Source organism: Bradyrhizobium sp. SK17 (assembly GCF_002831585.1).
GTDB lineage: Bacteria > Pseudomonadota > Alphaproteobacteria > Rhizobiales > Xanthobacteraceae > Bradyrhizobium.
Genome location: NZ_CP025113.1, coordinates 7,977,159 through 8,003,090, shown reverse-complemented (window position 1 = coordinate 8,003,090; position 25,932 = coordinate 7,977,159). Strand labels below are relative to the sequence as shown.

The 25,932-nt window shown below is 64.5% G+C and carries 23 protein-coding genes and 2 pseudogenes; 6 read left to right on the top strand and 19 right to left on the bottom strand.

Annotated features, from left to right (window positions below; all coding sequences use genetic code 11):
* The 3 genes and pseudogenes from CWS35_RS37175 to CWS35_RS37165 all read left to right on the top strand — a co-directional run.
* Nucleotides 1–533 (top strand): annotated as a pseudogene (locus CWS35_RS37175) (pseudouridine synthase); the annotation flags it as partial.
* Nucleotides 534–539: 6 nt separating this feature from the next.
* On the top strand, nt 540–1,097 hold the full coding sequence (rsmD, locus tag CWS35_RS37170) for a 16S rRNA (guanine(966)-N(2))-methyltransferase RsmD (protein ID WP_100950091.1): 558 nt from the start codon (nt 540–542) through the stop codon (nt 1,095–1,097).
* A gap of 44 nt (nt 1,098–1,141) precedes the next feature.
* Nucleotides 1,142–1,750 carry a hypothetical protein gene (locus tag CWS35_RS37165; protein WP_100950089.1) on the top strand — a complete coding sequence of 203 codons (609 nt, stop codon included), beginning with the start codon at nt 1,142–1,144 and terminating at the stop codon, nt 1,748–1,750.
* 105 nt (nt 1,751–1,855) lie between these two features.
* On the opposite strand, the gene mutL is transcribed toward CWS35_RS37165, so the two are convergent.
* On the bottom strand, nt 1,856–3,676 hold the full coding sequence (mutL, locus tag CWS35_RS37160) for a DNA mismatch repair endonuclease MutL (protein WP_100950086.1): 1,821 nt from the start codon (nt 3,674–3,676) through the stop codon (nt 1,856–1,858).
* 233 nt (nt 3,677–3,909) lie between these two features.
* On the opposite strand from mutL, the gene CWS35_RS37155 reads away from it, so the two are divergent.
* Nucleotides 3,910–4,233 (top strand): ribbon-helix-helix domain-containing protein, encoded by a 324-nt coding sequence (locus tag CWS35_RS37155; protein ID WP_024581127.1) that lies wholly within the window; start codon nt 3,910–3,912, stop codon nt 4,231–4,233.
* A 66-nt stretch (nt 4,234–4,299) separates the two neighbouring features.
* On the opposite strand, the gene CWS35_RS37150 is transcribed toward CWS35_RS37155, so the two are convergent.
* Genes CWS35_RS37150 through CWS35_RS37125 form a run of 6 tightly spaced genes read right to left on the bottom strand, consistent with a single transcriptional unit; the run spans nt 4,300 to nt 11,162 of the window.
* Nucleotides 4,300–5,532, bottom strand: a complete 1,233-nt coding sequence (locus tag CWS35_RS37150; protein ID WP_100950084.1) for a TetR/AcrR family transcriptional regulator — start codon at nt 5,530–5,532, stop codon at nt 4,300–4,302.
* 19 nt (nt 5,533–5,551) lie between these two features.
* On the bottom strand, nt 5,552–6,538 hold the full coding sequence (locus CWS35_RS37145) for an ABC transporter ATP-binding protein (RefSeq protein WP_100950082.1): 987 nt from the start codon (nt 6,536–6,538) through the stop codon (nt 5,552–5,554).
* Between the two features lie 3 nt (nt 6,539–6,541).
* A complete protein-coding gene (locus CWS35_RS37140) occupies nt 6,542–7,561 on the bottom strand; it encodes an ABC transporter ATP-binding protein (protein ID WP_024581124.1) in 1,020 nt (339 codons plus the stop codon).
* The gene (locus CWS35_RS37135) at nt 7,558–9,279 is read right to left on the bottom strand and encodes an ABC transporter substrate-binding protein (protein WP_051404284.1); all 1,722 of its coding nucleotides are present in this window, start codon (nt 9,277–9,279) and stop codon (nt 7,558–7,560) included. The genes CWS35_RS37140 and CWS35_RS37135 overlap by 4 nt, the downstream gene beginning before the upstream one ends.
* Nucleotides 9,280–9,315: 36 nt before the next feature.
* On the bottom strand, nt 9,316–10,212 hold the full coding sequence (locus CWS35_RS37130; protein ID WP_100950079.1) for an ABC transporter permease: 897 nt from the start codon (nt 10,210–10,212) through the stop codon (nt 9,316–9,318).
* Complete coding sequence (locus CWS35_RS37125) at nt 10,209–11,162, bottom strand: ABC transporter permease (RefSeq protein WP_100950077.1); 954 nt, start codon at nt 11,160–11,162, stop codon at nt 10,209–10,211. Before CWS35_RS37125 ends, CWS35_RS37130 begins: the two co-directional genes overlap by 4 nt.
* 377 nt (nt 11,163–11,539) lie before the next feature.
* Here CWS35_RS37125 and CWS35_RS37120 point away from each other — a divergent pair.
* Nucleotides 11,540–11,752: pseudogene (locus CWS35_RS37120) on the top strand (ribbon-helix-helix domain-containing protein); the annotation flags it as partial.
* A gap of 191 nt (nt 11,753–11,943) precedes the next feature.
* Here CWS35_RS37120 and CWS35_RS37110 read toward each other — a convergent pair.
* From CWS35_RS37110 to CWS35_RS37055, 12 genes are all read right to left on the bottom strand, one after another.
* Nucleotides 11,944–13,512 carry a GMC family oxidoreductase gene (locus tag CWS35_RS37110; RefSeq protein WP_100955916.1) on the bottom strand — a complete coding sequence of 523 codons (1,569 nt, stop codon included), beginning with the start codon at nt 13,510–13,512 and terminating at the stop codon, nt 11,944–11,946.
* 29 nt (nt 13,513–13,541) lie between these two features.
* Nucleotides 13,542–14,090, bottom strand: a complete 549-nt coding sequence (locus tag CWS35_RS37105) for a Twin-arginine translocation pathway signal (RefSeq protein ID WP_100950073.1) — start codon at nt 14,088–14,090, stop codon at nt 13,542–13,544.
* A 32-nt stretch (nt 14,091–14,122) separates the two neighbouring features.
* Complete coding sequence (locus CWS35_RS37100) at nt 14,123–14,518, bottom strand: VOC family protein (protein ID WP_100950071.1); 396 nt, start codon at nt 14,516–14,518, stop codon at nt 14,123–14,125.
* Entirely contained in the window at nt 14,519–14,839 is a 321-nt protein-coding gene (locus tag CWS35_RS37095) for a cytochrome c family protein (protein WP_024581117.1), read from the bottom strand.
* A gap of 254 nt (nt 14,840–15,093) precedes the next feature.
* On the bottom strand, nt 15,094–15,513 hold the full coding sequence (gene arfB, locus CWS35_RS37090) for an alternative ribosome rescue aminoacyl-tRNA hydrolase ArfB (protein WP_100950069.1): 420 nt from the start codon (nt 15,511–15,513) through the stop codon (nt 15,094–15,096).
* A gap of 304 nt (nt 15,514–15,817) precedes the next feature.
* The gene (locus tag CWS35_RS37085) at nt 15,818–17,128 is read right to left on the bottom strand and encodes a pitrilysin family protein (protein WP_043855271.1); all 1,311 of its coding nucleotides are present in this window, start codon (nt 17,126–17,128) and stop codon (nt 15,818–15,820) included.
* A gap of 50 nt (nt 17,129–17,178) precedes the next feature.
* Complete coding sequence (locus tag CWS35_RS37080; RefSeq protein WP_024581114.1) at nt 17,179–18,567, bottom strand: pitrilysin family protein; 1,389 nt, start codon at nt 18,565–18,567, stop codon at nt 17,179–17,181.
* 155 nt (nt 18,568–18,722) lie between these two features.
* Complete coding sequence (locus tag CWS35_RS37075) at nt 18,723–19,454, bottom strand: hypothetical protein (RefSeq protein ID WP_100950067.1); 732 nt, start codon at nt 19,452–19,454, stop codon at nt 18,723–18,725.
* A gap of 99 nt (nt 19,455–19,553) precedes the next feature.
* Nucleotides 19,554–20,051: a signal peptidase II gene (gene lspA / locus CWS35_RS37070; protein ID WP_024581112.1), complete on the bottom strand. Its 498-nt coding sequence runs from the start codon at nt 20,049–20,051 to the stop codon at nt 19,554–19,556.
* 164 nt (nt 20,052–20,215) lie between these two features.
* Nucleotides 20,216–23,230, bottom strand: coding sequence for an isoleucine--tRNA ligase (gene ileS / locus CWS35_RS37065; protein WP_100955915.1), 3,015 nt, complete (start codon nt 23,228–23,230; stop codon nt 20,216–20,218).
* 400 nt (nt 23,231–23,630) lie between these two features.
* Nucleotides 23,631–24,182, bottom strand: coding sequence for a sugar O-acetyltransferase (locus CWS35_RS37060; RefSeq protein WP_100955914.1), 552 nt, complete (start codon nt 24,180–24,182; stop codon nt 23,631–23,633).
* A complete protein-coding gene (locus CWS35_RS37055) occupies nt 24,179–25,150 on the bottom strand; it encodes a bifunctional riboflavin kinase/FAD synthetase (RefSeq protein WP_100955913.1) in 972 nt (323 codons plus the stop codon). The genes CWS35_RS37060 and CWS35_RS37055 overlap by 4 nt, the downstream gene beginning before the upstream one ends.
* Before the next feature lie 214 nt (nt 25,151–25,364).
* Here CWS35_RS37055 and CWS35_RS37050 point away from each other — a divergent pair, with 214 nt between their 5' ends.
* Entirely contained in the window at nt 25,365–25,760 is a 396-nt protein-coding gene (locus tag CWS35_RS37050) for a response regulator (RefSeq protein WP_016844467.1), read from the top strand.
* The last annotated feature ends 172 nt before the right edge of the window (nt 25,761–25,932 follow it).

Here is a 25,932-nt window from a genome sequence, read left to right as displayed (position 1 = left end):
GACCAGCTCAAGGACGGCGTCGAGGTCGACGGCGTCAAATACGGCCCGATCGAGGCGACGCTGGAGCGCGATCAGAGCTCCAACGTCTGGGTGGTGTTCGCGATCCGCGAGGGCAAGAACCGCGAGGTGCGCAACGTGATGGCGCATCTCGGGCTCGAGGTGAAACCGGCTGATTCCGGATCTCCTACGGCCCGTTCCAGCTCGGCGAGCTCGAGGAGGGCAAGGTCGAGGAGGTCAAGACCCGGGTGCTGCGCGAGCAGCTCGGCGAGAAGATCGCCAAGATCGCCGGTGCCGACTTCACACGTCCGGAGCAGCGCGACGCCGCTGACGGCGACGGTGCGCCAGCGAGGAAGCCGAAGCCGAGCAAGCGCGAGACCATCAACGACCGCAAGGGTCGCCGCGTGCTGGTGCAGCGCACCGGCAGCGAGGAAGCGCGCGCCCGCAACGAGGACGAGGCCAACGGCTACGGCCCGCCGCGCCGTCCCAAGCGCGGCTATCACGGCAAGCGCGATCTCAAGCCGCAGGACGAGTAGCGGTCGATGCGTGTCGTCGGGGGCAGGCTGAAGGGCCGCAATCTCGCGTCGCCGTCGGGCCGCGAGATCCGGCCGACCGCGGACCGCTTGCGCGAGTCCGTGTTCAACATCCTGGTCCATGCCTATGACAACCCGATCGAGGACGCCCGCGTGCTCGATCTGTTTGCCGGCACCGGCGCGCTCGGGATCGAGGCAGTCTCGCGCGGCGCCAAATTCACGCTGTTCGTCGACAATGGCGCCGAGGCGCGGGCGCTGCTGCGCAACAATGTGGAATCGCTCGGCCTCGGCGGGACCACAAAAGTCTACCGCCGCGATGCCACCGACCTCGGACCGGCGCATCCGGTCGAGCCGTTCGCGTTGGTGTTTCTCGACCCGCCCTATGGCAAGGGCCTCGCCGAAAAGGCGCTCGCCTCGCTACGCGATGGCGGTTGGCTGACGCCGAGCGCATTGCTTGTGGTCGAGGAGGCCAAGGCTGCGGCATTCGCGGCTCCCGAGGGCTTTGAGGAAGTCGAGCGGCGCGCGTACGACGATACCGAATTCGTGTTCCTTCGCGAAAAAGTGTAGGGCGGTTCAGCGCCGGCGTCATTTGACGACGTTATGCTGCATGCATGACCGACACTCTCGCCATGCTCGCAAATCAATTGGAGGCGCGCGTCAAGGCGTTGCGCGGCGCAGGCGATGACGCGGCATTGCTTGCGGCCGCGCGTCACGCCGCCGACCAGATCGAACGCCATCGTGGCGCGCCGGACAGTGACCGGACCGAAGCGCTGAAGGTGGCGCAGCGGTTGACGTTCAACGCCGCAGCCGATTGCTGGCCGGGCTGGAGCGTTTCGGAGAGGCCGATCGACCCGGATCATCTGCTGGCGGCGCGCGAACTCGCGGAGTGCTCGCTGCGCCTCGTCGAGAGGCTCGAGCTCGGGCCGCTGCGCGTCGCAACCGGCATCTGGCTGGTCGGCGCTTTTGACCTGGCGCTCGGCCGGTACGACGAGGCGACCGGGCTGTTCTCCGATGCGCGCGGACACTATGCCGCGGCGAATGCGCCCGGTCTCGTGCTGCTGGTGGATGGCTATGCCGCGATCGTGCGGCAGATCGGCAAGCGTCCGGCCAGCGGCGATGATCTCGATCAGGTCTGCGCCCGCATCGCGGCAGGTGGCTTCAAGGACGGCGATGAATGGATCGCGCAGTTGCGCACCGCACTCGAGGTGTTCGCGCGGTAAGAACTTGTAGGATGGGTAGAGCGCAGCGAAACCCATCATGGTGCCGCGGAACGAAAGTTGATGGGTATCGCTGCGCTCCACCCATCCTACGGAATCGTGCAAGATCTATCTACGCCCGAACAGCTTCTCGATATCACTGAGCTTCAGCTCGACATAGGTCGGGCGGCCGTGGTTGCACTGGCCGGAATTCGGGGTGTCTTCCATTTCGCGCAGCAGCGCGTTCATCTCTTCCGGCTTGAGGCGGCGGCCGGCGCGGACCGAGCCGTGGCAGGCCATGGTGGCGGCGACATGCATCAGCCGGCGCTCCAGCGGCAGCGCCTCGTCCCATTCCGCCATGTGTTCGGCGAGATCGCGCAACAGGCCGGCCGCGTTGGCCTTGCCGAGCAGCGAGGGCGTCTCGCGCACGGCAACGGCGCCGGGGCCGAAGGATTCGATCGCAAGTCCGAACGAGCACAGCTCTTCGGCGCGATCGAGCAGCTTCTCGACGGTCGCCTCGTCGAGTTCGACGATCTCGGGGATCAAGAGGATCTGGCGCTGCACGCCGTTCTTCGCCAGCGAGGCCTTCAGCCGCTCATAGACGATGCGCTCATGGGCCGCGTGCTGGTCGACCACGATGAGGCCATCGCGGGTCTGCGAGACGATGTAGGTCTCGTGGATCTGGGTGCGTGCGGCGCCGAGCGGACGGTCCAGCATGTCGGGCGCGGGTGCCGCTTCGAAGCGCACATCGGCGGTCGGGGTGCCGACATCGAAGGCGGCCTGTCCCGGCTCGGCAAAGGCGGTCGCCGCCGCGGCTTCGAAGCCGCGCATCGGACCAGCCGGATAGGACGGCGAAGAGCGCCAGTCCCAATTGCCCGGCCGCGGCGGCGGCGTGAAAGCGGGGCGGAACGCCTGCAAGGTCGCGCCGTCGGCGGTGTTGGCCGCGGTGCGCCTTCCCTCGCGCGCCAGGCCGTCCTTCAGCGCGTGCACGATCAGCGCGCGCACCAGGCCGGCGTTGCGGAAGCGCACCTCGGTCTTGGCCGGATGCACATTGGCGTCGACCTCTTGCGGGTCGCAGGTCACGAACAGTGCCACCACGGGATGGCGGTCGCGCGGAAGATAGTCGGAATAGGCCGCACGCACCGCACCGAGGATCAGCTTGTCGCGCACCGGGCGGCCATTGACGAACAGATATTGCCCGAGCGCATTGGCGCGGGTCAGCGACGGCGCGGCGGCAAAGCCCTCGACCACGACGCCTTCGCGTTCGGATCGCACTTCGATCGCACTGGCGCGAAAATCCGCGCCGAGGATATCGCCGAGCCGGGTCAGCCGGCCGGCCGCGCCGGGCAGCGCGGCGGCCCAGGTCACCGGCGCACGCTCCTCGCCGGCCAGCGTGAAGGCGATGTCGGGCCGCGCCATGCCGAGGCGCCGTACCACTTCGCGGATCGCCTCTGCCTCGGTACGGTCGGTCTTGAGGAATTTCAGCCGCGCCGGCGTGGCGTAGAACAGTTCATTGACCTCGACGCGGGTGCCCTGGCCGAGCGCGGCAGGCATGATCTCCGATTTCTCGCCGCCTTCGACCGCCAGCGACCACGCATGCGGCTCGCTGGCGTGGCGCGTGGTGATGCCGAGTTTGGCCACCGCGCCGATCGACGGCAGCGCCTCGCCGCGGAACCCGAGGGTGCGGATGCGCAGGAGGTCTTCGTCATCGAGCTTGGAGGTGGCGTGGCGGTCGACCGCAAGCGCAAGGTCTGACCGCGTCATGCCGCCGCCGTCATCGGTGATGCCGATCCGGCGCCGTCCGCCGCCATCGGTGAAGACGTCGATCCGGCTGGCGCCGGCGTCGATCGCGTTCTCGACCAGTTCCTTGACCACGCTCGCAGGACGTTCGACCACCTCGCCGGCGGCGATGCGGTTGACGAGCTGTTCGGGAAGTTGGCGGACGGGCATGGATCGACTGTCGGGAACACGATTCGAGGCTGGACGCCACTATAAATGGCCGCGCCGGCAAATGCATGGGACGGAGGCGCCGATGCCGCCACGGGCTGGGGATGATTCCGGGCTATGGCCTTGAAGTCGTTCGCCTTCGAGGGCTCGCGCGTTACGCCCTACGTCGCGATTGTGGGGCCGCACGCACAGGTATATCGTTTAGAAAAATTATAAGTTCTCGCCGGAGGAACGCCATGTGCCATCTTTTCGCGCACCAGCCGCAGCGTGACTATGAATCGCAGACCCGATCGTTGCGGATCGACGGCCATTGCACCTCGATCCGGCTGGAAATGTCGTTCTGGGACACGCTCGAGGAGATCGCGGCCAAGGAAGGCATGACGCTGGCCAAGTTCCTCACCACCCTGCACAACGAGGTGCTCGACCATCACGGCGAGGTGAACAATTTCGCCTCGCTGCTGCGCTGCTCCTGCCTGATCTATCGCGCCAAGGCGAATGCGCCGGCCGTGGTTCCGGACTATCGCGGGACGACGGCGCCGATCATGGACGCGGCGGAATAGGCACGCCGTATCTGAAAGGACCGATGCGTATTCCCGAGCAGGCACATCGGATCGGGATTGTGGTAGCTACGACAGGATGCCTTCAAAGAGTGGTCGCGCGAACAAGTCGACGGCGCGGTCCCTGGCCAGCGCAGGTACCCAGCGGTCGAGCTCGGAGGCAGCATTGATCATCCCCGTAACCTGTTCGGCGGCAATCGATGTATCAAGCAGGCGAACGTCTCCGTTGAGCATGGCTTCTACCACGAACACGCCCAGTTGCTCGGTCAGGCGGTCGAGCGCTTGCCTGCAATTCTCGCGGATTGGCTCAGGCAAGGCATTCCATGCCGAGGTTCGGATCAAGGGCCCATGATCCGATAGCTGAATTCGAACCTGCGCCTGCGCAGCCGCCATCAGCCGCGCCCAGCCTGAGTCATGGCGCTGACGCGCCAGTGTCTGGGTGCGGCGAATGATGTCGAAGGTCCGTTCGAAACATGACGCAACCAGCTCCTCCTTGCTATCATAGTGGTGATAGAAGGACCCTTTGGTGAGGTTCAGGCGTCTTGCGATGCGATCGACGGAGGCGCCGCGATAGCCCTCGTCGTTGGCCAGCACGGTTGCCGCGCGCAGGAAGGCGTCGGGAGTGGGGGTATCGGCTGAGTCGGATTGTGACCAGTCGATCTCCAGCCCGGCCAACTCCTTCCATTGACCGCGCCGGCGAGCGAGCCCGTTGATCACGATGTCGCTCATGCGCGCCGCGGCGTATGCGTAGTCGTCGGGCTCGTAGCGGGAGATCCAGCGGCGCATCCAGTTGGTCAGCGACACCAGCAGATGCGCCCGCGCGTTCCGCTCCTGCGGTCCCAGGATGTCCTTCGGTAGCAGCTTCCGAACGCTGCGAAACATCTCGGTATAGGCGGCAAATACGCGATCGGCCTCGGGGGCCTTCAGTGCCCGGATATCGTTGAAGTTGACCAACGCGTCGCGTTGACCGCGGGCGATTCCGGCGAGTACATCGGCGTGTCCATGGATCAGATGGCGGATCCTGGCCTCTGGATCGCCGGCGCCGAGCGCCGCGTCGGCCAACGCATGCCCCGAGCCGATCGCCTTGATCAGGCAGGCCGCCGCCAGGTCATCCTTGCGGTGATAGTAATAGGTGACGCTGTTGGTGAGCAGGCCGACGCTGCCAGCGATGTCGGTGAAGGTCGCTCCCTTGAGACCAAGCCGATTGAACTGGCGGGCGGCGGCATCAAGAATGGCATCTTGTTTGGCGACGAACTTCCGGGTTCGGGTGACGTCGCCCTTGGTGTTCGGCTTGAGCTTCATGGCGTCCACGTTAGGACGATCAGAGAGTGTCGTGCAAATGGCAGGCGACGGCCTGACCGCTGCCGAGGTCGCGCAACTCCGGACTTTGGGTTCGGCAGCGCGCAAACGCCTGCGGGCAGCGGGTGTGGAAGCGACAGCCCGGTGGCGGATTGGTTGCGCTCGGCACTTCGCCGCTGATGATCGCCCGCGGTCGTGCCGCCTCGACCTCGGGGTCCGCCACCGGCACGGCCGCGAGGAGGGCCTGCGTGTAGGGATGTAGCGGCGACGTGTAGAGGGCGTCGCGTGGGGCGATTTCCACGATCCGTCCCAGATACATCACCGCTATGCGATGGCTGACATGGCGGACAACGGCCAGGTCGTGGGCAATGAACAAGTAGGCAAGGCCGAGCCGCTCCTGCAGTTCGACAAACACGTTCACCACTTGGGCCTGGATCGAGACGTCGAGCGCCGATACCGGCTCGTCGCAGATGATAAGGCTAGGCTCGAGCGCCAGAGCCCTTGCGATGCCAATGCGCTGGCGCTGGCCGCCCGAGAATTGATGTGGATAGCGGCCCGCCATGTCCGGCAACAAGCCGACCGTGCGCATCAATGTGGCAATTCGCTCCTCATAGGCCTCGCGATCTCCTGCAAGCCCATGCACCACCAGGGGCTCGCCGATAATATCACGCACTGTCATGCGCGGATTGAGCGAGCCGTAGGGATCCTGATAGACCATCTGAATCCGCCGCCGCAGCGGCTGCATCTGCTTGCGGTCGTAGGACGTGATGTCCTGGCCCTCGAACTCGATGCGGCCGGAGGTCAGCGCCTGCATCTTCAGGATCGCCAGGCCCGTGGTCGACTTGCCGCAGCCACTTTCCCCGACGAGACCAAGCGTCTCGCCGCGCGCCAGCGAGAACGATACGCCATCGACCGCACGCACCGCTCCGACCTGCTTTCGCAACAGGGTGCCAGCACTGATCGGAAAATGGACCTTCAGATCGCGGACTTGCAGCAGCTGTTGCGACATCGGTCAGCCCTCCATGATGCAGGCCGCGCTGTGACGCGGGCCGACTTCGCGCAGCGGGGGCGGGGCCTGCTTGCAAGCGTCGACGGCCTGGCGGCAGCGCGGCGCGAATGCGCAGCCGGGTGGCAGCGCCGCGAGGTTCGGTGGCTGGCCCTCGATGGGAACCAGACGTTGGTGCGTATCGCTGTCCAGCCGGGGCACCGAGGCCATGAGCCCGCGGGTGTAGGGATGCCGCGGCCGCGAATACAACTCCCGTGCCGGGGCCGTCTCCACGATGCGCCCGGCATACATGACGGCGACGCGGTCGGCGTACCGCGCGACCACGCCGAGGTCGTGCGTGATCAGGATCAATGCCGAGCGCGAGCGCAGCGCCAGATCCTTGAGCAGGTCCAGGATTTGCGCCTGCACCGTGACATCGAGTGCTGTGGTCGGTTCATCGGCGATGATCAGCCTCGGCTGGCAGGCCATGGCCATCGCGATCATCGCGCGCTGGCGCATGCCGCCGGAGAATTGGTGCGGATAGGCGTTAACGCGCGAAGCGGGGTCGGACATCCTCACCCGTCCAAGCAGGTCGCGCGCAGCAAGCAAGGCTTTCGACCACGGCGCGCCGCCGTGGCGGTTGATGGGCTCGCCGACCTGGAGGCCGACCGTCAGCGCCGGGTTCAGCGAACTCATCGGCTCCTGGAAGATCATGGCGATCTTGTTGCCGCGGATGTCGCGAATTTCCGCATCGGACAGCTTCAGCAGGTCCAGCCCGTCGAACAGGATTTCACCGTCCTCGATCCGGCCGGGCGGGTTCGGGATCAGCCGCAGGATCGACAGCGCCGTCATGCTCTTGCCCGAACCGGACTCGCCGACGATGGCCAGCGTCTCGCCCGCATCCACGTCGAAGGAAACGCGATTGACCGCGGTGATCGCGCCGCGGTCGATGCGAAAGCGTGTCGTCAGATTGCGCACCCGCAGCAGGGGCGGTGGCTGCGCGCCACCGTCCCCAACAGCGTCCGGAAGATTCGCCGGGCCGTTCAATAGCCCATCCCCTTCTTCATTTCCTGGTCGATCCATATCCGCGCGTGGATCGGGCCCGGACGCTCTGCGCCAGCGCGCAACTCGCCACCATAGTTCTTCACCCACGGCCACCAGGCCGTATAGACATAGGGGACGGGCAGGAAGATGTAGGGCGCCTTGTCGATGATCGACCGCGTCATCTCCTTGAGCATTGCCTGACGCTTGCCTTCGTCCTGCTCCTGATAGGCCTCGTTCATCTTGCGGTCGATGTCGGGATCGGAGAACTGCGACGGATTCCACGTCTGCTTCGTGACGAAGCTCTTGCGCAGCGTGGTGGTCGGGTTGGTATGGCCGTTGAGCATGAAATAGCCAGCGGCGTTGGTCTTGGTGGTCATCGCCGACAGGAATGCGCCGTATTCCATCGGCTGAATTTCGATCTTGACGCCGACCTGCTCCAGATAGGCTGCCACCAATGGCAACAGGTCCATGTGGTCGGGCGAGCAGGAGCACACCTGAACCTTGAAGGAGAAGCCGTTCGGATAGCCGGCCTCCGCGAGCAGCGCTTTCGCCTTCTTCGGATTGTAGGTGTAGAGCTCCTTGATCGAGTCCGGCATCTGCTCAAGAGGCTCGAAATAGCCGATGTAGTCGGGGTGTTGCGGGTATGCGAACAACTGCCCCTCGCCATTGTAGAACGAGCTCAGAATCTCCTGCTTGTTCACCGCCATGTTGAGCGCGCGGCGTACCCGTACGTCGTCGAACGGCTTCGTGTCGTTGCGCATGGCGAGGAACGTGCCCCCAGTGGCAAGCCAGCGTGACCACTGCAGCTTGGGCGCGCTCTTCTTGAGCTCTTCCACCGCGCTCCATCGGATGGATTCCAGCAGGTCGAGCTTGCCGGTCCGCAGCGCGGCGAGGAACGTGGCCTCGTCCTTGATGGTGCGATAGACGATCTTGTCCACGAACGGCAACTGATAGGACTTGCCGTCGATGACTTCCTTGTCCCAGTACTTGTCGTTCTTGGAGAATGTGGCCGCGTTGCCCTGCACGTAGTCCGTGAGCCGGAATGGCCCCGTTCCATTGGCGTTCTTCCAGTTTCCCGCGCCCGCGTCGGCGACCTCCTTCGGCACGATGCCGGAGTAGTAGCCCCAGCCGAACCGATAGTCCCACTCGGAGAAATAGGTCTTGAACGTAAACACGACGGTGTGCTTGTCGGTCGCCTCGACCTTTGCGATGTGGTCAAAATAGGTCGGAATCTTCTTCGGACTGTTGTTGAGCCGTTCGTAGCTCTGCACCACGTCCTCGGCCACGAGTTCGCGCGCCGCCATTACGCCGGGTTTCTCCGGAAACATCACGCCCTGACGGAGCTTGATCTCCACGCGCGGCGGATCTTGCTTCCACTGCCAACTCTCGGCGAGTTCACCGCGAATCGCGTCCGACGGAAGCCACGCGTCCGGTACGAACGAGTAGGGGCCGCCGTGCCGCTTCGACTTGCTGAGGTCGGCGGCGAACAATTGCTCGTACATCAGGCCGGTGTCCTGCTGGAACTTCCACGCCCAGTCGGCCGGATCCCAGGTGAGGGGCGAAAGCGTGACATAGACGTTGCCGATGTTGAGGGTCCCGCCGCGTTGCGGCACCGCTTCGCCTGCGGATGCCAACCCAGCCGGTAGCGTCAACGCGCCAGCCAGCGACAGTGCGCGCAACGTTCTTGCAATCGATCCCAGTCCGGTCGTTGGCTTTCGCATCGTGTGTTTCTCCCCGTCTCGTTCCGTTGATTGTCCCTAGCGCGAGTTGCGCATGCGCGGATCAAGCAGGTCGCGTAGCGCGTCGCCGAATACGTTGGTGGCGTAAACGACCACCGTCAGACAAAGCCCAGGCGCGAGCGCCAGCCATGGTCCCTGGAACATGTACGTGCGGGCGCTGCCGGAAAGCATGCCGCCCCAGGTGGGCGCGGGCGGCGGTACGCCGAGACCGAGGAACGACAGGCCGGATTCCGCAAGGATCACCGCGCCGACGCGGGTGGTGAACAACACGATGATCGGCGGCATGATGTTTGGCAGGATGTGCCGCCACAGGATGCGGCCAGTCGAGGCACCGATCGACTGTGCTGCATGCACATACAGGTTCTCCCGCGCCGACAGCACGGCGCTGCGGATGATGCGGGAGCCCGCAATGCCAAGCACCAGACTGAGGATACCGATGATCTGGATCATGCCGGGGCCAAGCACCGATACCACCGCGATCAAGATCACCAGCTCAGGAAACGACATGTAGGCGTCGACGAACCGCTGCGCGATCATGTCGAATCGGCCACCGATATAGGCGGTTATGGTACCGATGGTCACCGATATCACGGTAGCGAGCGCGGCTGCCGAGAGACCGATAATCACCGACAGCCGGGCGCCATAAAGGCAGCGCGACAGCACGTCGCGGCCGAGATTGTCGGTTCCGAACAGATGTCGCAGCGATGGTGGCTTCAACCGCTCGATCGGGCTGATCTCGTTGAAGCCGTAGGGCGCCAGCAGATGCGCGAACACACCGCAAAACAGGAAGAGAACGAACACGACCCCCGCCGCCGCGCCCACCGGCTGCTCTCGGATCAGCCGCGCCACGAACTGCCTCAGGGCGCCTGGCGAGGCCCGCCGTTTCATCGGGCTGGCTTCGGTCAGCGAATTCATCGGTGCCTCACCCGCGGATCGAGCAGGCCATAGCTCAGGTCCACGATCAGGTTGATCAGCATCACGGCAACACCGACCACCAGAAACACGCCGGTGATGACGGGATAGTCACGCTGGTTGACGGCCTCCAGCAGCAACGACCCCATGCCGGGAATGACGAAGATCTGTTCGATGATTACGGCGCCGCCGATCAGCAGCGGGGCTTGCAGCCCGATCAGGGTGATCACCGGAATGAGGGCATTGCGCAGCGCGTGCCGCATGACCACCAACTGCTCCGGAAGACCCTTCGCCCAGGCGGTCCGAATGTAATCCTGCCGAAGAACCTCCAGCATCATGGTTCGCGTCATCCGCATGGTCACGGCGGAGAGACCCGCGCCCAGCACGATAGCCGGCACGATCATCTGCTTGAGGTTCTGCAGCGGGGCCGCGCTGAAGGGAACATAATTGACTTCCGGTGACCAACCCCACCAGATCGAGGGAAACACCACCACCATGGTGCCCAGCCAGAAGCTCGGTACCGCCAGCAGCAAGATTGAGAACGAGCGCGCGATGATGTCGCCCGCCGTATCCTGCCGTATCGCGGAATAAACGCCGATCGGCAACGCGATCGACAGCGCGACGATGAGCGCCAGGAGGCCGAGTTCGAAAGTAACCGGCAAACGCTGCAGCATGTCGTCGAGCACCGGTGTCGAACGCCATAACGAGTTGCCGAGATCGCCGCGCAAGATGCCGAAGATCCACACCACGTATTGTTGCGCCATCGGTCGGTCGAAGCCGAGCACGTGCTCGAGCTGCTCACGGCTCAGTTTATCTGCGCCGATGTCGTTCTGGCTCAGCATCATGTCGATCACGTCACCCGGGATCAGCCTGACCGTGATGAACACGATCATGCTGGCGAAGATCAGGGTCGGGATCAGGGCCAGCAGCCTCCGGACGATGTAGGCACGCATCGGCTAGCGCCAGACGTCACGGCGCGAATGGCAGCGGAGACTATGCTTGACATCGGACAGACGCACGGCGAGGCGAAGGCGCGACCGAAGACCGTGTGCGGAATGAACAATCCCGGGCATCATGCGCGTCCTCTCCTTGGATGAGCTGGCGGCTTGGTGCCGTATTTTTCCATACTCAATTTTCGATAGTGAAGCCTACTGGCGGGTTGACCAGTATACAAGCTCCCAGATCTCCCAAAAATTACACACATTTTGTGCAATGCGAGACCAAGCTTGGCTTTCTCATCGTTCCTTGGGACCATACCTATTTCCTAAATCTGTTCGATGCGGCCATTTGCCGCCGTCATGTCGCTATCTACGTTTCCATTCCGCTATCGATGTCGTTGCCGGGAATCCGATGCGTTAGCCATCGCGAGCGCGACGGCGCGCAACGCGACGATGGATCGCAGACCCGATCGTTGCGGATCGACGACCATTGCACCTTGATCCGGCTGGAAATGTCGTTCTGGGATACGCTCGAGGAGATCGCGGCCAAGGAAGGTATGACCTTGGCCAAATTCCTCGCCACCCTTTCGCCCGGCTGCATGGATGCCGCGGAATAGTTTCAGCGCAAATCAACCGCGCAAGAAAAAAGCGGCCTTGTCCCGTGCAGGACAAGGCCGCTTCAGTTCGAGGGATCTTAGAGCGTTTTCGAGCGAAGTGGATACCGGTTCGCGTGAAGAAAACGCGTCAAGACAAGAACCTAGAGCCCCGTTCCGATTCCATAGGAACGGGAAAGGCTCTAGATCTCCTTGCGCTGCATCGCGCCGGCGATGTGATCGGCCTGGCGGATCGCCAGCGACACGATCGTCAGCGTCGGATTGCACGCCGCGCCTGATGTGAACTGGCTGCCGTCGGACACGAACAGGTTCTTGACGTCGTGGGTTTGGCCGAACTTGTTGACCACGCCGTCGCGCGGCTTCTCGCTCATCCGGTTGGTGCCCATGTTGTGGGTCGAGGGATAGGGCGGCGTCGGATAGGTCACGGTGGCGCCGACCGCCTCGTACACCGCGGAGCCCTGCTTGTAGGCGTGATCGCGCATCGCGAGATCGTTGGGGTGATCGTCGAAATGCACGCTGGCGACCGGCATGCCGAACTTGTCCTTGACCTTCGGATCGAGCGTGATGCGGTTGGTCTCCTGCGGCATGTCCTCGCCGACCAGCCACATCCCGGCCATCCGCGGATAGCCCTCCATCGCGCCGGTGAAGCTGCGGCCCCAGGCGCCGGGGTTGAGGAACGCGGCCATGAAGGGCAGGCCGAGCGACAGCGTCTCCATCTCGTAGCCGCCGACGAAGCCGCGCTTCGGGTTGTTCGCAGCCTCGTCGCGGATGATGCCGGCCATCGTGGTGCCGCGATACATGTGCACCGACTTCTCGAAGCTCGCATACACGCTGCCGGTCATGTGCCGCATGTAGTTGCGGCCGACCTGGCCCGATGAATTGGCGAGCCCGTCCGGGAACATGCTGGAGGCGCTGTTGAGCAACAGCCGCGGGCTCTCGATCGAATTGCCGGCGACCGCGACCACGCGCGCCTTCTGGCGCTGCATCGCGCCGCTCGCATCGGCATAGACCACGCCGGTGACCTTGCCGGACTGGTCATGCTCGATCTTGATCACCATGCTGCTTGGGCGCACCTCGAGATTGCCGGTGGCTTCGCCCTTCGGGATCTCGGTGTAGAGCGTCGACCATTTGGCGCCCGACTTGCAGCCCTGGAAGCAGAAGCCGATCTGCTGGCAGGAGCCGCGGCCGTCGCGCGGCTCGCTGTTGATCGCCATCCGCCCGGTGTGCACCTCCTTGTAGCCGAGCTTCTTGGCGCCGGCCTCAAGCACCTTGAAGTTATTGTTGCCGGGCAGCCCGGGGATGCCGTTGGTGCGGGTGACGCCCATCTTGTCCTCGGCCTTGGCGTACCACGGCTCCATCTCGGCGAGCGTGATCGGCCAGTCCAAGAGATTGGCGCCGGGGATGCCGCCATAGGCCGACTTGATCTTGAACTCGTGCTCGTCGAAGCGCAGCGACGCGCCGGCCCAATGCGTGGTCGAGCCGCCGACCGCCTTGACGATCCAGGCCGGCAGATTGGGGAAGTCCTTGTGGACGCGCCAGGTCCCCGACGTGGTGCGCGCATCCGACCAGGCGAGCTGGGAAAAACTGTCCCATTCATCGTTGATGAAGTCCTGGTTCTCGATGCGCGGGCCGGCCTCCAGGATCACCACCTTGATGCCCTTCTGCGCCAGTTCATTGCCGAGCGTTCCGCCGCCGGCACCGGAGCCGACGATCACGACAACGCCGCTGTCATTCAGATCGAATTTTGCCATTGTGTCCTCCCGAGCGTTCGTTGTCCGATTCAGGCCTTGGGCAGCCAGTCGATATCGGCGAAGCCGCGCTTGATGTAGCCGCCATGCTCGGCGGAGGAGCCCTCGTAGCCGAACCGCGGCCATACCTCCTTGTTATTGTAGAGCGAGACGACGAGGTCGCCGCGGATCTTCTGGAAGAACGCGCTCTCCTCGATCCGTTGCAGCAGCGCGACGCGATCGTTCTCCCAGGCGACCTGCGCGTAGGGCATCTTGTGGCGGTCGTTGGCCTCCTGATCGAGCCGCGCGACGCCGTCATTGATCAGCGACTTGACCGCCGGGTCCTTGGCGGCCTTGTCGTCCCACGGCTTGACCGCCGTGATGTAGTAACTGTCGCCGAGGAAATCGTGCGGATAGATGTCGCGCGCCATCTTCAACAGCGTCTTCATGGTCGCCGGCGTCAGCGTGCCGGCTTCGTCGGCCCACGCATCGGTGATGCCGAGCCCGGTCGATGTCGCGATCGCGACCGCCGGTGCGGTGGCCGCCGCGCCTTTGAGAAACACGCGCCGGTCATATCTGCTGCGTCGATCGATTTCTCTCATGGTTTCCTCCGTAGATCATTTTTATGATTGAGTTAGCCGAAGCGCCCGCCGCGCTGGATCACCTCGATCTTGTAGCCGTCGGGATCTGCGACGAAGAAGAAGCGCGCCAGCGTCTTGCCGTCATGCTTGAAGTCACGCAGCGGCCCCGGCGACAGCTTCTCCTGCTCGAAGCGCGCGTGCTCGGCATCGACGTCATCGACGACGACGGCGAGATGGCCGTAGCCGTCGCCGAGCGCGTAGGGCTCCTTGCGGTCGAAATTCACCGTGAGCTCGACCTCGAACGGCGACGACGGATGGCGCAGATAGATCAGCGCGAAATCGGCAAAGCGCAGATTGTCGGCGATCTCCAGCCCGAAGGCGCGGTGATAGAAGTCGAGCGCCTTGGCCTCGTCGAACACGCGGATCATCGAATGCACGGGTTTCGCCATTCAGTTCAGCTCCTTCAGATAGGCGATGATCATGGCGCGGGTCTCCGGCTTGGCCTGCCGATAGGCCATCACGGCGCCGGGGATCAGCTCTTGCGGATTGGTCAGCCAGGCATCGAGGTGAGCGTCGTCCCAGACGAAATCGGCCTTGGCGAAGCCTGCGGAATATTTGAAACCGTCGGCCTTGCCGGCATGGCGACCGACCACCTTGAACAGCGACGGTCCCTGTCGCACGGGATCGGATGCGTTGTTGGTGTGGCAGGTCGCGCATTGCTGCTTGAACAGCGTCGGGCCGTCAGGCGGCTTGGCGGCTGGCAAGGGCATTTGCGCTGCCGCGATTTGCACTGCAAGCATCGCGCTGCAAAATCCGAGCCCGATCGCAAGCCCGATCGCAAGCCCGGTCGACAGTCGTGCGCGCAGTCTTGTCATCCACACCACCGCTTGTTTGCAGTGACTGTAGGAGGCCGAAAACTGCCGGTGGTAGTAGCGGGCTGTTTCACCGCAGAACAAAACCGGCCAGCGGAACCGGTACGGTGGACATGGCCGCCCGGCGGTCTACGCGCCGTATCCGGCGTTCCTCAATCGTCGAAACGCCGTGTGCCGCGACCGGCCTTGATGTCGCTGCGGCGTTTCTTGCCCTCGAGCCGGCGCTGCTTGGAGCCGAGCGTCGGCTTGGTCGGCCGTCGCGGCGTCGGCCGCACCATCGCTTCCTTCAACATCTCGAGCAGTCGCTCGATCGCATCGGCCCGGTTGCGTTCCTGGGTGCGGAACCGGAACGCCTGGATCACTATCACGCCGTCCTTGGTCATGCGGCTGCCGGCCAGCCGCGCCAGCCGTTGCGCCGCGTCCGCCGGCAGCGCGATCTTCGTCGTGTCGAAGCGGAGCTGTGCCGCGGTCGAGACCTTGTTGACGTTCTGTCCGCCCGGACCGGAGGCGCGGACAAACACAATCTCAATGTCGTTCTCGTCGATCGTAAGGTCGCGGGACACCCGCAGCATGACAGCACCCGGTGAGGGAAGAATCGGCTGGCCGCAAGATAGCGGGTTTGGCTCCGCTTGGGTGGTGTTGATGGGGCGGTTACGTCTGCTGTCTGAGCCTGCGGCTCACCCCTCTCCCCAACCCTCCCCCGCAAGGGGAGGGAGCCCGCGCGCCGGTGCGTCCCTGACGATCCAAGCTTGAATGTCAGCAGTGATGTGAGGAGAGCACACCTCTCGGGCTTCCTCCCCCCTTGCGGGGGAGGGTGGGGAGAGGGGTGGCCACAACGGTGCTGTGAATGAAGGAGGGCCGCACTTCGAGTGCGCGTCAGTTCGCCTTTGGCGGCGCGGACGCCGGCTGGGCGGCGGCTTGCGGGGCGCGGCCGACGATCACGGTGAGCAGGCCGTTGCCCCAGAGCTTCTTGGCGACCCGCTTGGCGTCGTCGAGCGTCACCGCATCGACGATGGCGTTGCGCTTCTCGATGTAGTCGATCGGCAGCTTGTCGAGCTGGTATTGCAGCATCGCCTGCGCGAGCTTGGAGGAGGTGTCGAGTGCCAGCATCTGCGAGCCCTTCAGATAGGACTTCGCCTCGTCGAGCTCCTGCTGTGTCGGACCCTGCTCGGCGATGCGGCGGACTTCGGTATCGATCGCATCGACGGTCTCGCCGGCGCGGTCGGCACGGGTGCCGGTGTTGCCGATGAACAGCGCCGAGTGATCCATCCAGAGCAGCGCCTCGTAGATCGAATAGGCCAGGCCGCGCTTCTCGCGCACTTCCTTGTAGAGCCGCGACGACAACCCGCCGCCGCCGAGAATGTGGTTCACCACATAGGCGGGCATGAAATCCGGGTCGTGCCGGTTGATGCCGGGGCCGCCGAAGGTGACGACGGTCTGCGGCACGTCGAGCGGCACGAAGGCGCGCTGCGGCGGCTTGGTCGCGACGACATCGGGTATCGGCGTCAGCTCGGCCTTCGCCGGCAGGCTGCCGAACGTCTTGTCGAGCAGCTTGCCGAGCGTATCGGGGTCGACGTCGCCGACGACAGCGATGCGCAGCGTATCCTTGGCGATGATGCGGCGGACATAGTCCTTGAGGTCGGAGATCTCGATGGTCGGCACGCTTTCGAGCGTGCCGGTGGCCGTCCGGGCATAGGGATGATCGCCGAATGCCAGTTCGAGGAACTTGCGGCCGGCCAGCGTCGACGGATTGGTCGATTCGCGGCGCAGGTTCGAGATCGTCTGGGCGCGGATCCGCTCGACATCCTTCGGCTCGAACCGCGGCGAGGTCAGCGCCATCCGCAGCAGGTCGTAGGCCTCGTCCTTGTTGTCCTTGAGCATGCGCAGCGAGCCGCGGAATTGATCGCGGTTCGCCTGGAAGCTGAGCTCGATGGCGCGGCGCTCGAGCCGCTCGTGATAGGTCTTGGAATCGAGATCGCCGGAACCCTCGTCGAGCAGGTCGGCGACCAGATTGCCGACGCCGGGCTTGCCGGGCGGGTCCTGGCTGGCGCCGCCGCTGAAGGAATATTCCATCGCGATCAGCGGCACGGTCGCATCCTGTACGAACCAGGCTTCGATGCCGCCGGGCGACACCAGCCGCTGGATCTTGGCGGCGGCCTGCGATGGCGCCGATGACATCGCCAGCATCGCGGCGCAGGCGCCGCCGATCAGCGCCGCACGTCGGGTGAGGGAATAGATCACGAGCGCTTCTCCTCGCGTTTCGGCGCAGTATCCTTGATCAGATAGCCGGTCACCGACCGCTTCTTGTCGAGCCAGGTGGCGGCAGCAGCGCGCACCTGCTCGGCGGTCACCGCGCGGATCCGATCCGGCCAGCTCCTGATGTCGTCGATGCTGAGCCCGGTGGTCAGCGCTCCGCCATACCAGCGTGCCAGCGTCGCCTGGTTGTCCTGGGCGTAGATCGCTTCCGCAATGAGCTGGGTCTTGACCCGTTCGAGATCCTCGGCACGCGCCGGGTTCTGCGCGAGGTCGGCGATCACCTTGTCGATCGCATCTTCGATCTGGGCGAACGCGACGCCCGGCTTCGGCGTCACCGAGATCGAGAATTGCGACGGATCGAGCGCGGTGCCCTGATAGCCGGCGCCGGTCGAGATCGCGAGGCCCTTGTCGATGACAAGCGAACGATAGAGGTAGGAGTTGGCGCCGCCGCCCATCAATTGCGCAAGCACGTCGAGCGCCTGGCTCTCGCCTGCTGCCGCGGTCGTTGCCGACGGCACCAGATAGTAGCGGCGCAGTCCGGGCTGTTCGACGCGCGGATCCGACAGCGTCACGGTGCGCGGTGCGGCCGGCGTCGGCTCCTGCGGCCGGATGCGCTTCTCGGGGATCGCGCGCTGGGCCGGGATCGGGCCGAAATTCTTCTCGACCAGCGGGCGGATGTCCTTGACGTCGACGTCGCCGGCGATCACCAGGATCGCGTTGTTCGGAGCGTAGAAGCGCCGGTAGAAGGCGAGCGCATCCTCGCGGTCGAGCTTCTCGATCTCCTGATGCCAGCCGATCACCGGCCGGCCGTAGGGATGGTTGAGATAGAGCGCGGCCATGATCTGTTCGGTCAGCCGCGCGTCCGGGTTGTTGGCGACCCGCATGTTGTACTCTTCGAGCACGACGTCGCGTTCGGGCAGCACGTTCTCGTCCTTGAGGATCAGGCCGGTCATGCGGTCGGCCTCGAACTCCATCATGGAGGCGAGCTGATCGCGCGGCACGCGCTGGAAGTAGCCGGTGTAGTCGGTCGAGGTGAAGGCGTTCTCGTTGCCGCCGACGCGCAGCACGGTCTGCGAGAACTCGCCGGCCGGATGCTTGGAGGTGCCCTTGAACATCAGATGTTCGAGGAAATGCGCGAGCCCCGATTTGCCGGGCGTCTCGTCGGCCGAGCCGACCTTGTACCAGATCATCTGCGTCACGACCGGCGTGCGGTGATCGGGGATCACCACCACCTGCAACCCGTTGTCGAGCGTGAAGCTCGCGGGGCGTTCCGAGGTGACGGTGGTCTGGGCGCGGAGGCCGGCGCCCGACAACGGGATCGTGGAGACAAAGGCGGCAGCGAGCAGGGCAATCGAGCGGCGAGAGCGCATCACGGTCCTTATGAAAGCCCGGACGGATGGCCGGGGTGCGAAAGCAAGCCATCGTACACGGTCGTGGCCGTGTCCGTCGTCACGAAGCGGAGAAACACACGCCGCCCCGCATTAAGCTTTGCTCATGTCAGCCTTCGACCGCAAAGGCCAAGCGATCACTGGATCGGCTTTCCGGTCATGACGTCGTACTGGCCGTCATTCACCTTCGGCTTCATCGGGCCGGTGCCATAGGCAAAGCCCGAGGACGGTGTCTGATAGCCCGGCGGCGGCTCGGTCAGGGATTCGCGCGTCGGCTCGCCCGTGAACGGCTTGGATTCGCTGCTGTTTCCCTTGAACATGCCGAGCAGGCCGCCGGTGTAGCCGAGCTGGCTCGGCATCAGCGACGGATTGGTGTTGGCGCCGGGCTCGAGCGGCTCCTTGCGGCCGTCGGTCGCGGTCTGCTGCTTGCGGCCGGCCTCGATCTCGGCCGGCGTCAACGCCACCGCCGACTGCCACGGCTCCTTCTTGACTTCCTTCTTGCGTGCCGCGATCGCAGCCTTGCGGGCGGCGATATCCGGGTCCTTCGGCCAGTTCGGCGCGTTGACCTGGGCGGCCGAGGAGGGGGGCGGCAAATCGAGCTTCGGCGGCACCACCAGCGGCGAGCGTTCGCGGTAGTCGATGCCCTTGCTGGCCGCGCTCTTGGCGCCAAGGCCGGTCATCAGATTGTCGATGATCCGCTCTTCGAAGGTCAGCCCGTCGTCGCCGTCATCGTCATCGTCGCCGGCACGCACCGGGCCGGCCGTCATGACAAGGCCGATCCCGGCCGCGACGAAAGCCAGACGCAGGCCGCGCATCAGCGGCAGCCGGGACGTCTCGATCAGGTAACCGCGGACTTTGGTGTTGCGCATCGCGCCATTCCCATCTCAAAATTCGCCAAAGCGATCACCGGCTTAAGCACAGTTTCGCTCGATGCAGGTTGACTGCCGACCGGCTCGTATCGGCCGGGATCAGGGCGCTTTTACGGCGGGGGTCCCCAACACGGAATCATACAGCAGGGCCGCCACCCCAGCAACGATCGCCACATCGGCGAGGTTGAAAATGTACCAATTATAGGTTTTTCCGGCGATCTCGACGTGAAACAGGGCGAAATCGACCACCGCGCCATAGGCAAAACGGTCGATCCCGTTGCCGATGGCGCCGCCGATGATCAAGCCGAGCGAAAGTGTCGCAAGCCAGGTCCGCGACCGCGCCATCCAGATCGCCAGCGCGATCACGGCAGCGGCCTTGATCGCCATCAGCAGGATCTGGGCCGACGGGGTCTCGCTCTGGAACCAGCCGAAGCTGATGCCGGGATTCATGGCCAGCACCAGGTCGAAGAACGGCGTCACCGTCACCGGGGCATGGCGCGCGATGTCGAGGACATGGAGCAGCCAGAGCTTGGAGGCCTGGTCGGCGATCAGGGTGATGACCGCCGCCAGCGCACCGGCGCGAACGGGAGCGGTCATCGGTCGATCGTAGCCGTCGTCCCGGCGCAGGCCGGGACCCATACGCCGTGCCGGGTGTTGTTTGAATGACTTGGGGTCATCAATCTTCGTCCAATCGAGACAGCGGTGGTTGTGGGTCCCGGCCCCGTGCGCAATTGCGCACTCGGCCGGGACGACGGTACATGTCAGGCCGTGCTCCCCAGCGCCTTCCATTCGCGCAACGCTTGCGCATCGCGCGGCGAGACGTCGGGATACTCAGGGTCCTCGCCGACCGTGGGGAGGATCTTCCACGAACGCGCGCATTTGGTGCCGACCGCCTTCTCGACCACGACGGCAACACCCGGCACCGCATCGAGGCGGAACGCGGTGGCCGGCGCCTCGCCCTCGCGCACCTCGTAGTTCGAGGTGATGCAGACCTCGGCGAGATCGATGTCGAACAGCGCGGCCAGCATCTGTCTGTCGGCGACGTAGATCACCGGTGAGGCTTCGAGCGACGAGCCGATCTTCTTGTCCTTGCGCTCCAGTTCGAGCGCGCCGGTGACGACGCGGCGGACGTTGCGGATCGTCTCCCATTTCGCCGCCAGGGCGTCGTTGCGGAACTGCTCGAGACCTTCCGGGAATAGCGTGAGATGCACCGAGAGCTCGGCATTCGGCCGGTACATCCGCCAGGCTTCGTCGGTCGTGAAGCTCAGGATCGGCGCCAGCCATTTCAGGATCGCGTCGCACAGCAGGTCGATCGTGGTCAGCGCCGCCTTGCGCGCCACCGAGGACGGCGGATCGCAATACAGCGTGTCCTTGCGGATATCGAAATAGAACGCCGACAGCTCGGAGTTCATGAACGCCGCGAGGCTCGCGACCACGGTCTTGTAGTCGAACGCGGCATAGGCGTTGCGGATGGTCTCGGCGTGGCCGGCCAGTTCGTGCAGCATCAGCCGTTCAAGCTCGGGCATCTCGGCAAAGCCAACCTTCTCAGCTTGCTTGAAGTGATGCAGCGTGCCGAGCATCCAGCGGATCGAGTTGCGCAGCTTGCGATAGGTCTCGACGGTGTTCTTCAGGATCTCCGGACCGATGCGCTGGTCGTCGGCGTAGTCGGTGGCGCAGACCCAGAGGCGCAGGATATCCGCGCCGGAATTTGCGATCACGTCCTGCGGCTGGACCGTGTTGCCGAGCGACTTCGACATCTTGCGGCCGTTCTCGTCCAGCGTGAAGCCGTGGGTAAGCACGATGTCATAGGGCGCGCGGCCGCGCGTGCCGGCGCTTTCCAGCAGCGAGGAGTGGAACCAGCCGCGATGCTGGTCGCTCCCTTCCAGGTACATCACGGTGTCGTTGCCGCCGTCGACCTTGCGGACGATGTTGCCGAGCTGCGGGAAGTTTTGGCGGTCCTCCAGCACGAAGGCGTGCGTCGAGCCGGAATCGAACCAGACGTCGCAGATGTCGTCGACCTTCTTCCAGTCTTCCGAGGCGCGGGTGCCGAGGAAGCGCTCGCGGGCGCCGTCCATGTACCAGGCGTCGGCGCCTTCCTCCATGAAGGCCTCGGCGATGCGCTGGTTGACGACCTCGTCTTGCAGGATCTCGGCCGAGCCGTCGCCGTTCTCGCGCACGAACACCGCGATCGGCACGCCCCAGGCACGCTGCCGCGAGATCACCCAGTCCGGACGGTTGGCGATCATGCCGTTGATGCGGTTCTCGCCGGCCGGCGGCACCCATTGCGTGACCGAGATCGCGTGCAGAGCGCGGGCGCGCAGCGTGTCGCCCTTCCTGGCGTGGCCGTTCTCCGCGATGTCCTTGTCCATCGCGATGAACCATTGTGGTGTGTTGCGGAAGATCACCGGCTTCTTGGAGCGCCAGGAATGCGGATACTGGTGCTTGAGGGTGCCGCGCGCGAGCAGCTTGCCGGCTCCGATCAATTCCTTGATCACCGCATCGTTGGCGTCGCCCTTCTCGCCCTCGTCGGTGATCACGCGCTTGCCGATGAAGCCGGGCGCTTGCGCGGTATAGGCGCCATTTTCGTCCACAGTGTAGGGGATCGCGGTCGAGATGCTGCGGTCGGCAAGCTCTCGCCCGTTCGCCATCCAGACGTCGAAGTCCTCGCGGCCGTGGCCAGGTGCGGTGTGCACGAAACCGGTACCGGTGTCGTCGGTGACGTGGTCGCCGGCGAGCAGCGGCACGGTGAATTCATAGCCGCCGCTGAAGCCGCGCAGCGGATGGGCGCATTCGACGGCGTCTAGCGTGTCGCCGGGGATGTCGCGCAGCTTCTCATAGGCGGCGACGCGTGCCTTCTTGAACACTTCTGCCGCCAGCGCGTCGGCCAGGATCAGGAGGTCGCCCGGCTTCGCCCATTTCGCATCCGGCGCATCCGTCACCTTATAGAGGCCATAGGCGATCTTCGGCGAGAACGAGATCGCGCGGTTGCCGGGCAGTGTCCACGGCGTGGTGGTCCAGATCACGACCGAGGCATTGGCCAGCGCGCCATGCGCCGGCGAGGTGACCGGGAATTTCACCCACACCATGTCGGAGGTGTAGTCCTCGTATTCGACTTCGGCTTCGGCGAGCGCGGTCTTCTCGACCACGCTCCACATCACCGGCTTGGAGCCGCGATACAGCGTGCCGTTGGCGGCGAACTTCATCAGCTCGCGGGCGATCTGGGCCTCGGCCGGATAGCTCATCGTCTGGTAGGGATGATCCCAGTCGCCGATGATGCCGAGTCGCTTGAACTCCTCGCGCTGCACGTTGATCCAGTGCGTGGCATAGGCGCGGCATTCCCTGCGGAACGCGACCATCGCGGCAGAGTCGCGGAAATCCGGCTTCTGCTTGCCCTTGGAGCGGTAGTTCTCCTCCTCGATCTTCCATTCGATCGGCAGGCCGTGGCAGTCCCAGCCCGGCACGTAGTTGGAGTCGAAGCCGAGCATCTGCTGGCTCTTGGTCACGACGTCCTTGAGGATCTTGTTCAGCGCGTGCCCAATGTGGATGTTGCCGTTGGCGTAGGGCGGGCCGTCATGCAGCACGAATTTGGCGCGGCCCTCGGCTTCCCGGCGCAGCCTGTCGTAGAGGCCGATCTCGTTCCAGTAGTTCAGGATTTCGGGCTCGCGCTGGGGCAGGCCGGCGCGCATCGGGAATTCCGTTTGCGGCAGGTAGAGGGTCTTGGAATAGTCCCTGGTGTCAGTCTTTTGGGCGTCGGTCTTTTGCGGCTTGTCGGACATGAAGGCTCTGATCTGGCAGGTGAGGGCGCGGGAACGCGATCAATCGGGGTAAAACGACGAAATCCCGGTCTTGCGCCGAGCCCTCAGGCTCAGGCGGAAGCCGGGCCGCTAATCCGTATGATGCGCCGCGAAAACATCGGGTTTCCTTAGCAGCCAAGCGGGGAATTCGCAAAGCCCCGGTTGGCCGGCCGGACCGTCCCGCGGGAGCGCCCCTGGGGCGGCGGCGGAGGTGCCACCTCTCCCTTGGGGAGAGGTCGATTTGCGCAGCAAATCGGGTGAGGGGTTGCGGTCTATCGAGAGAGCAAGAGCCCTCACCCGGCGCTGCGCGCCGACCTCTCCCCACCGGGGAGAGGTGGACCGAACCCGCGGTCAAGCTGATCTAACCTGACTTCATCCCGTCCTAAGGCTGCCGCCGCCGGGCCGGATTTCCGGCCACAATCGTGCCGGCGGCGACGTCCCGTGTCACCACGCTGCCGGCCCCGACCAGGGCACCGTCGCCGATCGTGACGCCGGGCAGGATGATGGCGCCACCGCCGATCCAGACGTCGCTGCCGATCCGGATCGGGCGACCGAATTCCAGCCCGGCGCGGCGGGTTTCGGCGTCGCGCGGGTGGTCGGCGGTATAGATCTGCACCGCGGGCCCGATCTGGGTGCGGTCGCCGATCTCGACCTCGACGACGTCGAGGATGACGCAGTTGAAGTTGAGGAACACGCCATCGCCGAGGCTGATATTGCTACCGTAATCGCAGAAGAACGGCGGCCGGATCAGGACGTCCTTGCCGACCTTGCGGAAGCGTTCGGCGAGCAACGCGTTCAGTTCGGCCGCGGAAGCAGCGCCCGACGCATTGTAGCGCGCCATCCAGTGTTCCGCCGCGGTATGGTCGGCGGCGATCTCTGCATCCGGGCGATACAGCTCGCCCGCCAGCATTTTTTGCTTTTCAGTCTTGTTCAATCAATCACTCCGAGCTGTGGGAACGCGTCCGGCGCGGCGGCAAGTTGCGCGCGCGCCTTGGCGCTGTCGTCATCCATCTGGCGTATCAACGCCTCGATGGTGTCGAATTTCAGCTCTTCGCGAATGAAACCGATGAATGCGACATCAAGGACCGTGTCGTAGAGGTCGCCCTTGAAGTCGAACAGGAACACTTCGAGCAGCGGCGCGCCGTTGTCGAAGGTCGGACGGCGTCCGAAGCTTGCGACACCGTCGAACCGTTGCGCGCCCTTGCCGACCCGCACCGCATAGATGCCATGCTTCAGGCCGCAATGCTTGTCGAGGCGGATATTGGCGGTAGGATAGCCGAGATCGCGGCCGCGCTTCTCGCCATGGATCACCTTGCCGGTGACGAACCACGGCCCGCCCAGCATCGTGGTCGCGTCAGCGACTTGCCCCTCGGCGAGCGCCATGCGAATGGCGCTGGAGGATACCGGGCGTTCTTCGATGTCGACATGGGCCTGCACATCGACCTCGATGCCGAGCCGCGGCGCCTCGCTGACCAGCAGGCTTGGCGAGCCGACCCGGCCCTTGCCGAAATGGAAGTCGTAGCCGACGGCGATCCCGCTGATGCCGAGCCGGCCGATCAGGTCGTGATGGATGAAATCCTGCGCCGAGGTCCCGGCGCGCGCTTTGTCGAATGTCATGACGACGGCGCCGGCGAGCCCGGTGGCCGCGAGCAGCCGCAGCTTGTTGGTCTCGTCCGTGAGACGGAATTGCGGAGTGTTCGGGCTGAAGAAGCTGCGCGGATGCGGCTCGAAGGTCACGGCCAGCGCGGGTACGCCGCGCGCCTTGCTCATCGCGAGCGCGGCGCCGATCACCGCGCGGTGACCGAGATGGACGCCGTCGAAATTCCCCATTGCGACGACGGCGCCCTTCGGGATGGCGCTCGCGGGGGTGTTGTCGCGGATAACAATAAAGCCGGTGCTCATGTCAGGTGTTCTTCAAGGATTCTTAAGCATGATCGTTGCGGGCCGGACCGTGACGCGGCAGCGGCGTGGAAGTCAAGCATAGCGAAAATCGCGTCAAATCCGTAACAATCCGGATTCAGCCGGTTAACGCGCTGTTTAACGCCTGCTGGTAGTCGTTGGCGGAAAGCTGCGTTCGTGCAGAAGCCAGGTTGCGTTAGTCGTTTTGGGGGGAAAGATGGCGGTTGATTTGTCCATGCCGGTTCTGGTGGTCGATGACTACAGCACCATGATCCGCATCATCCGGAATCTCCTCAAGCAGCTTGGATTCGAGAATATCGACGATGCCTCCGACGGCTCCGCGGCGCTCAACAAGATGCGCGGCAAGAAATATGGCCTGGTGATCTCCGACTGGAATATGGAGCCGATGACCGGCTACGATCTGCTCAAGGAAGTCCGCGCCGATCCCAATCTCGCGACCACGCCCTTCATCATGATCACGGCGGAATCCAAGACCGAGAACGTGATCGCGGCCAAGAAGGCCGGCGTCAACAACTACATCGTCAAGCCGTTCAACGCCGCCACGCTGAAGACCAAGATCGAGGCGGTGTTCCCGGACATGGCGACGGCGTAAGACGCCGTTCGCATCAACCGACATTCACGTCATGCCCGGGCTTGCCCCGGGCATTTGCGTTTTTGCGTGTATAAGATTTCGGAATATTAGAAATCTAACCCTGAGTTGCCCGACATGTCAAGGCGACCGGTCGAACGCCGGACGCCGCGGGCTGCTTTGCATGGGGTTGTTT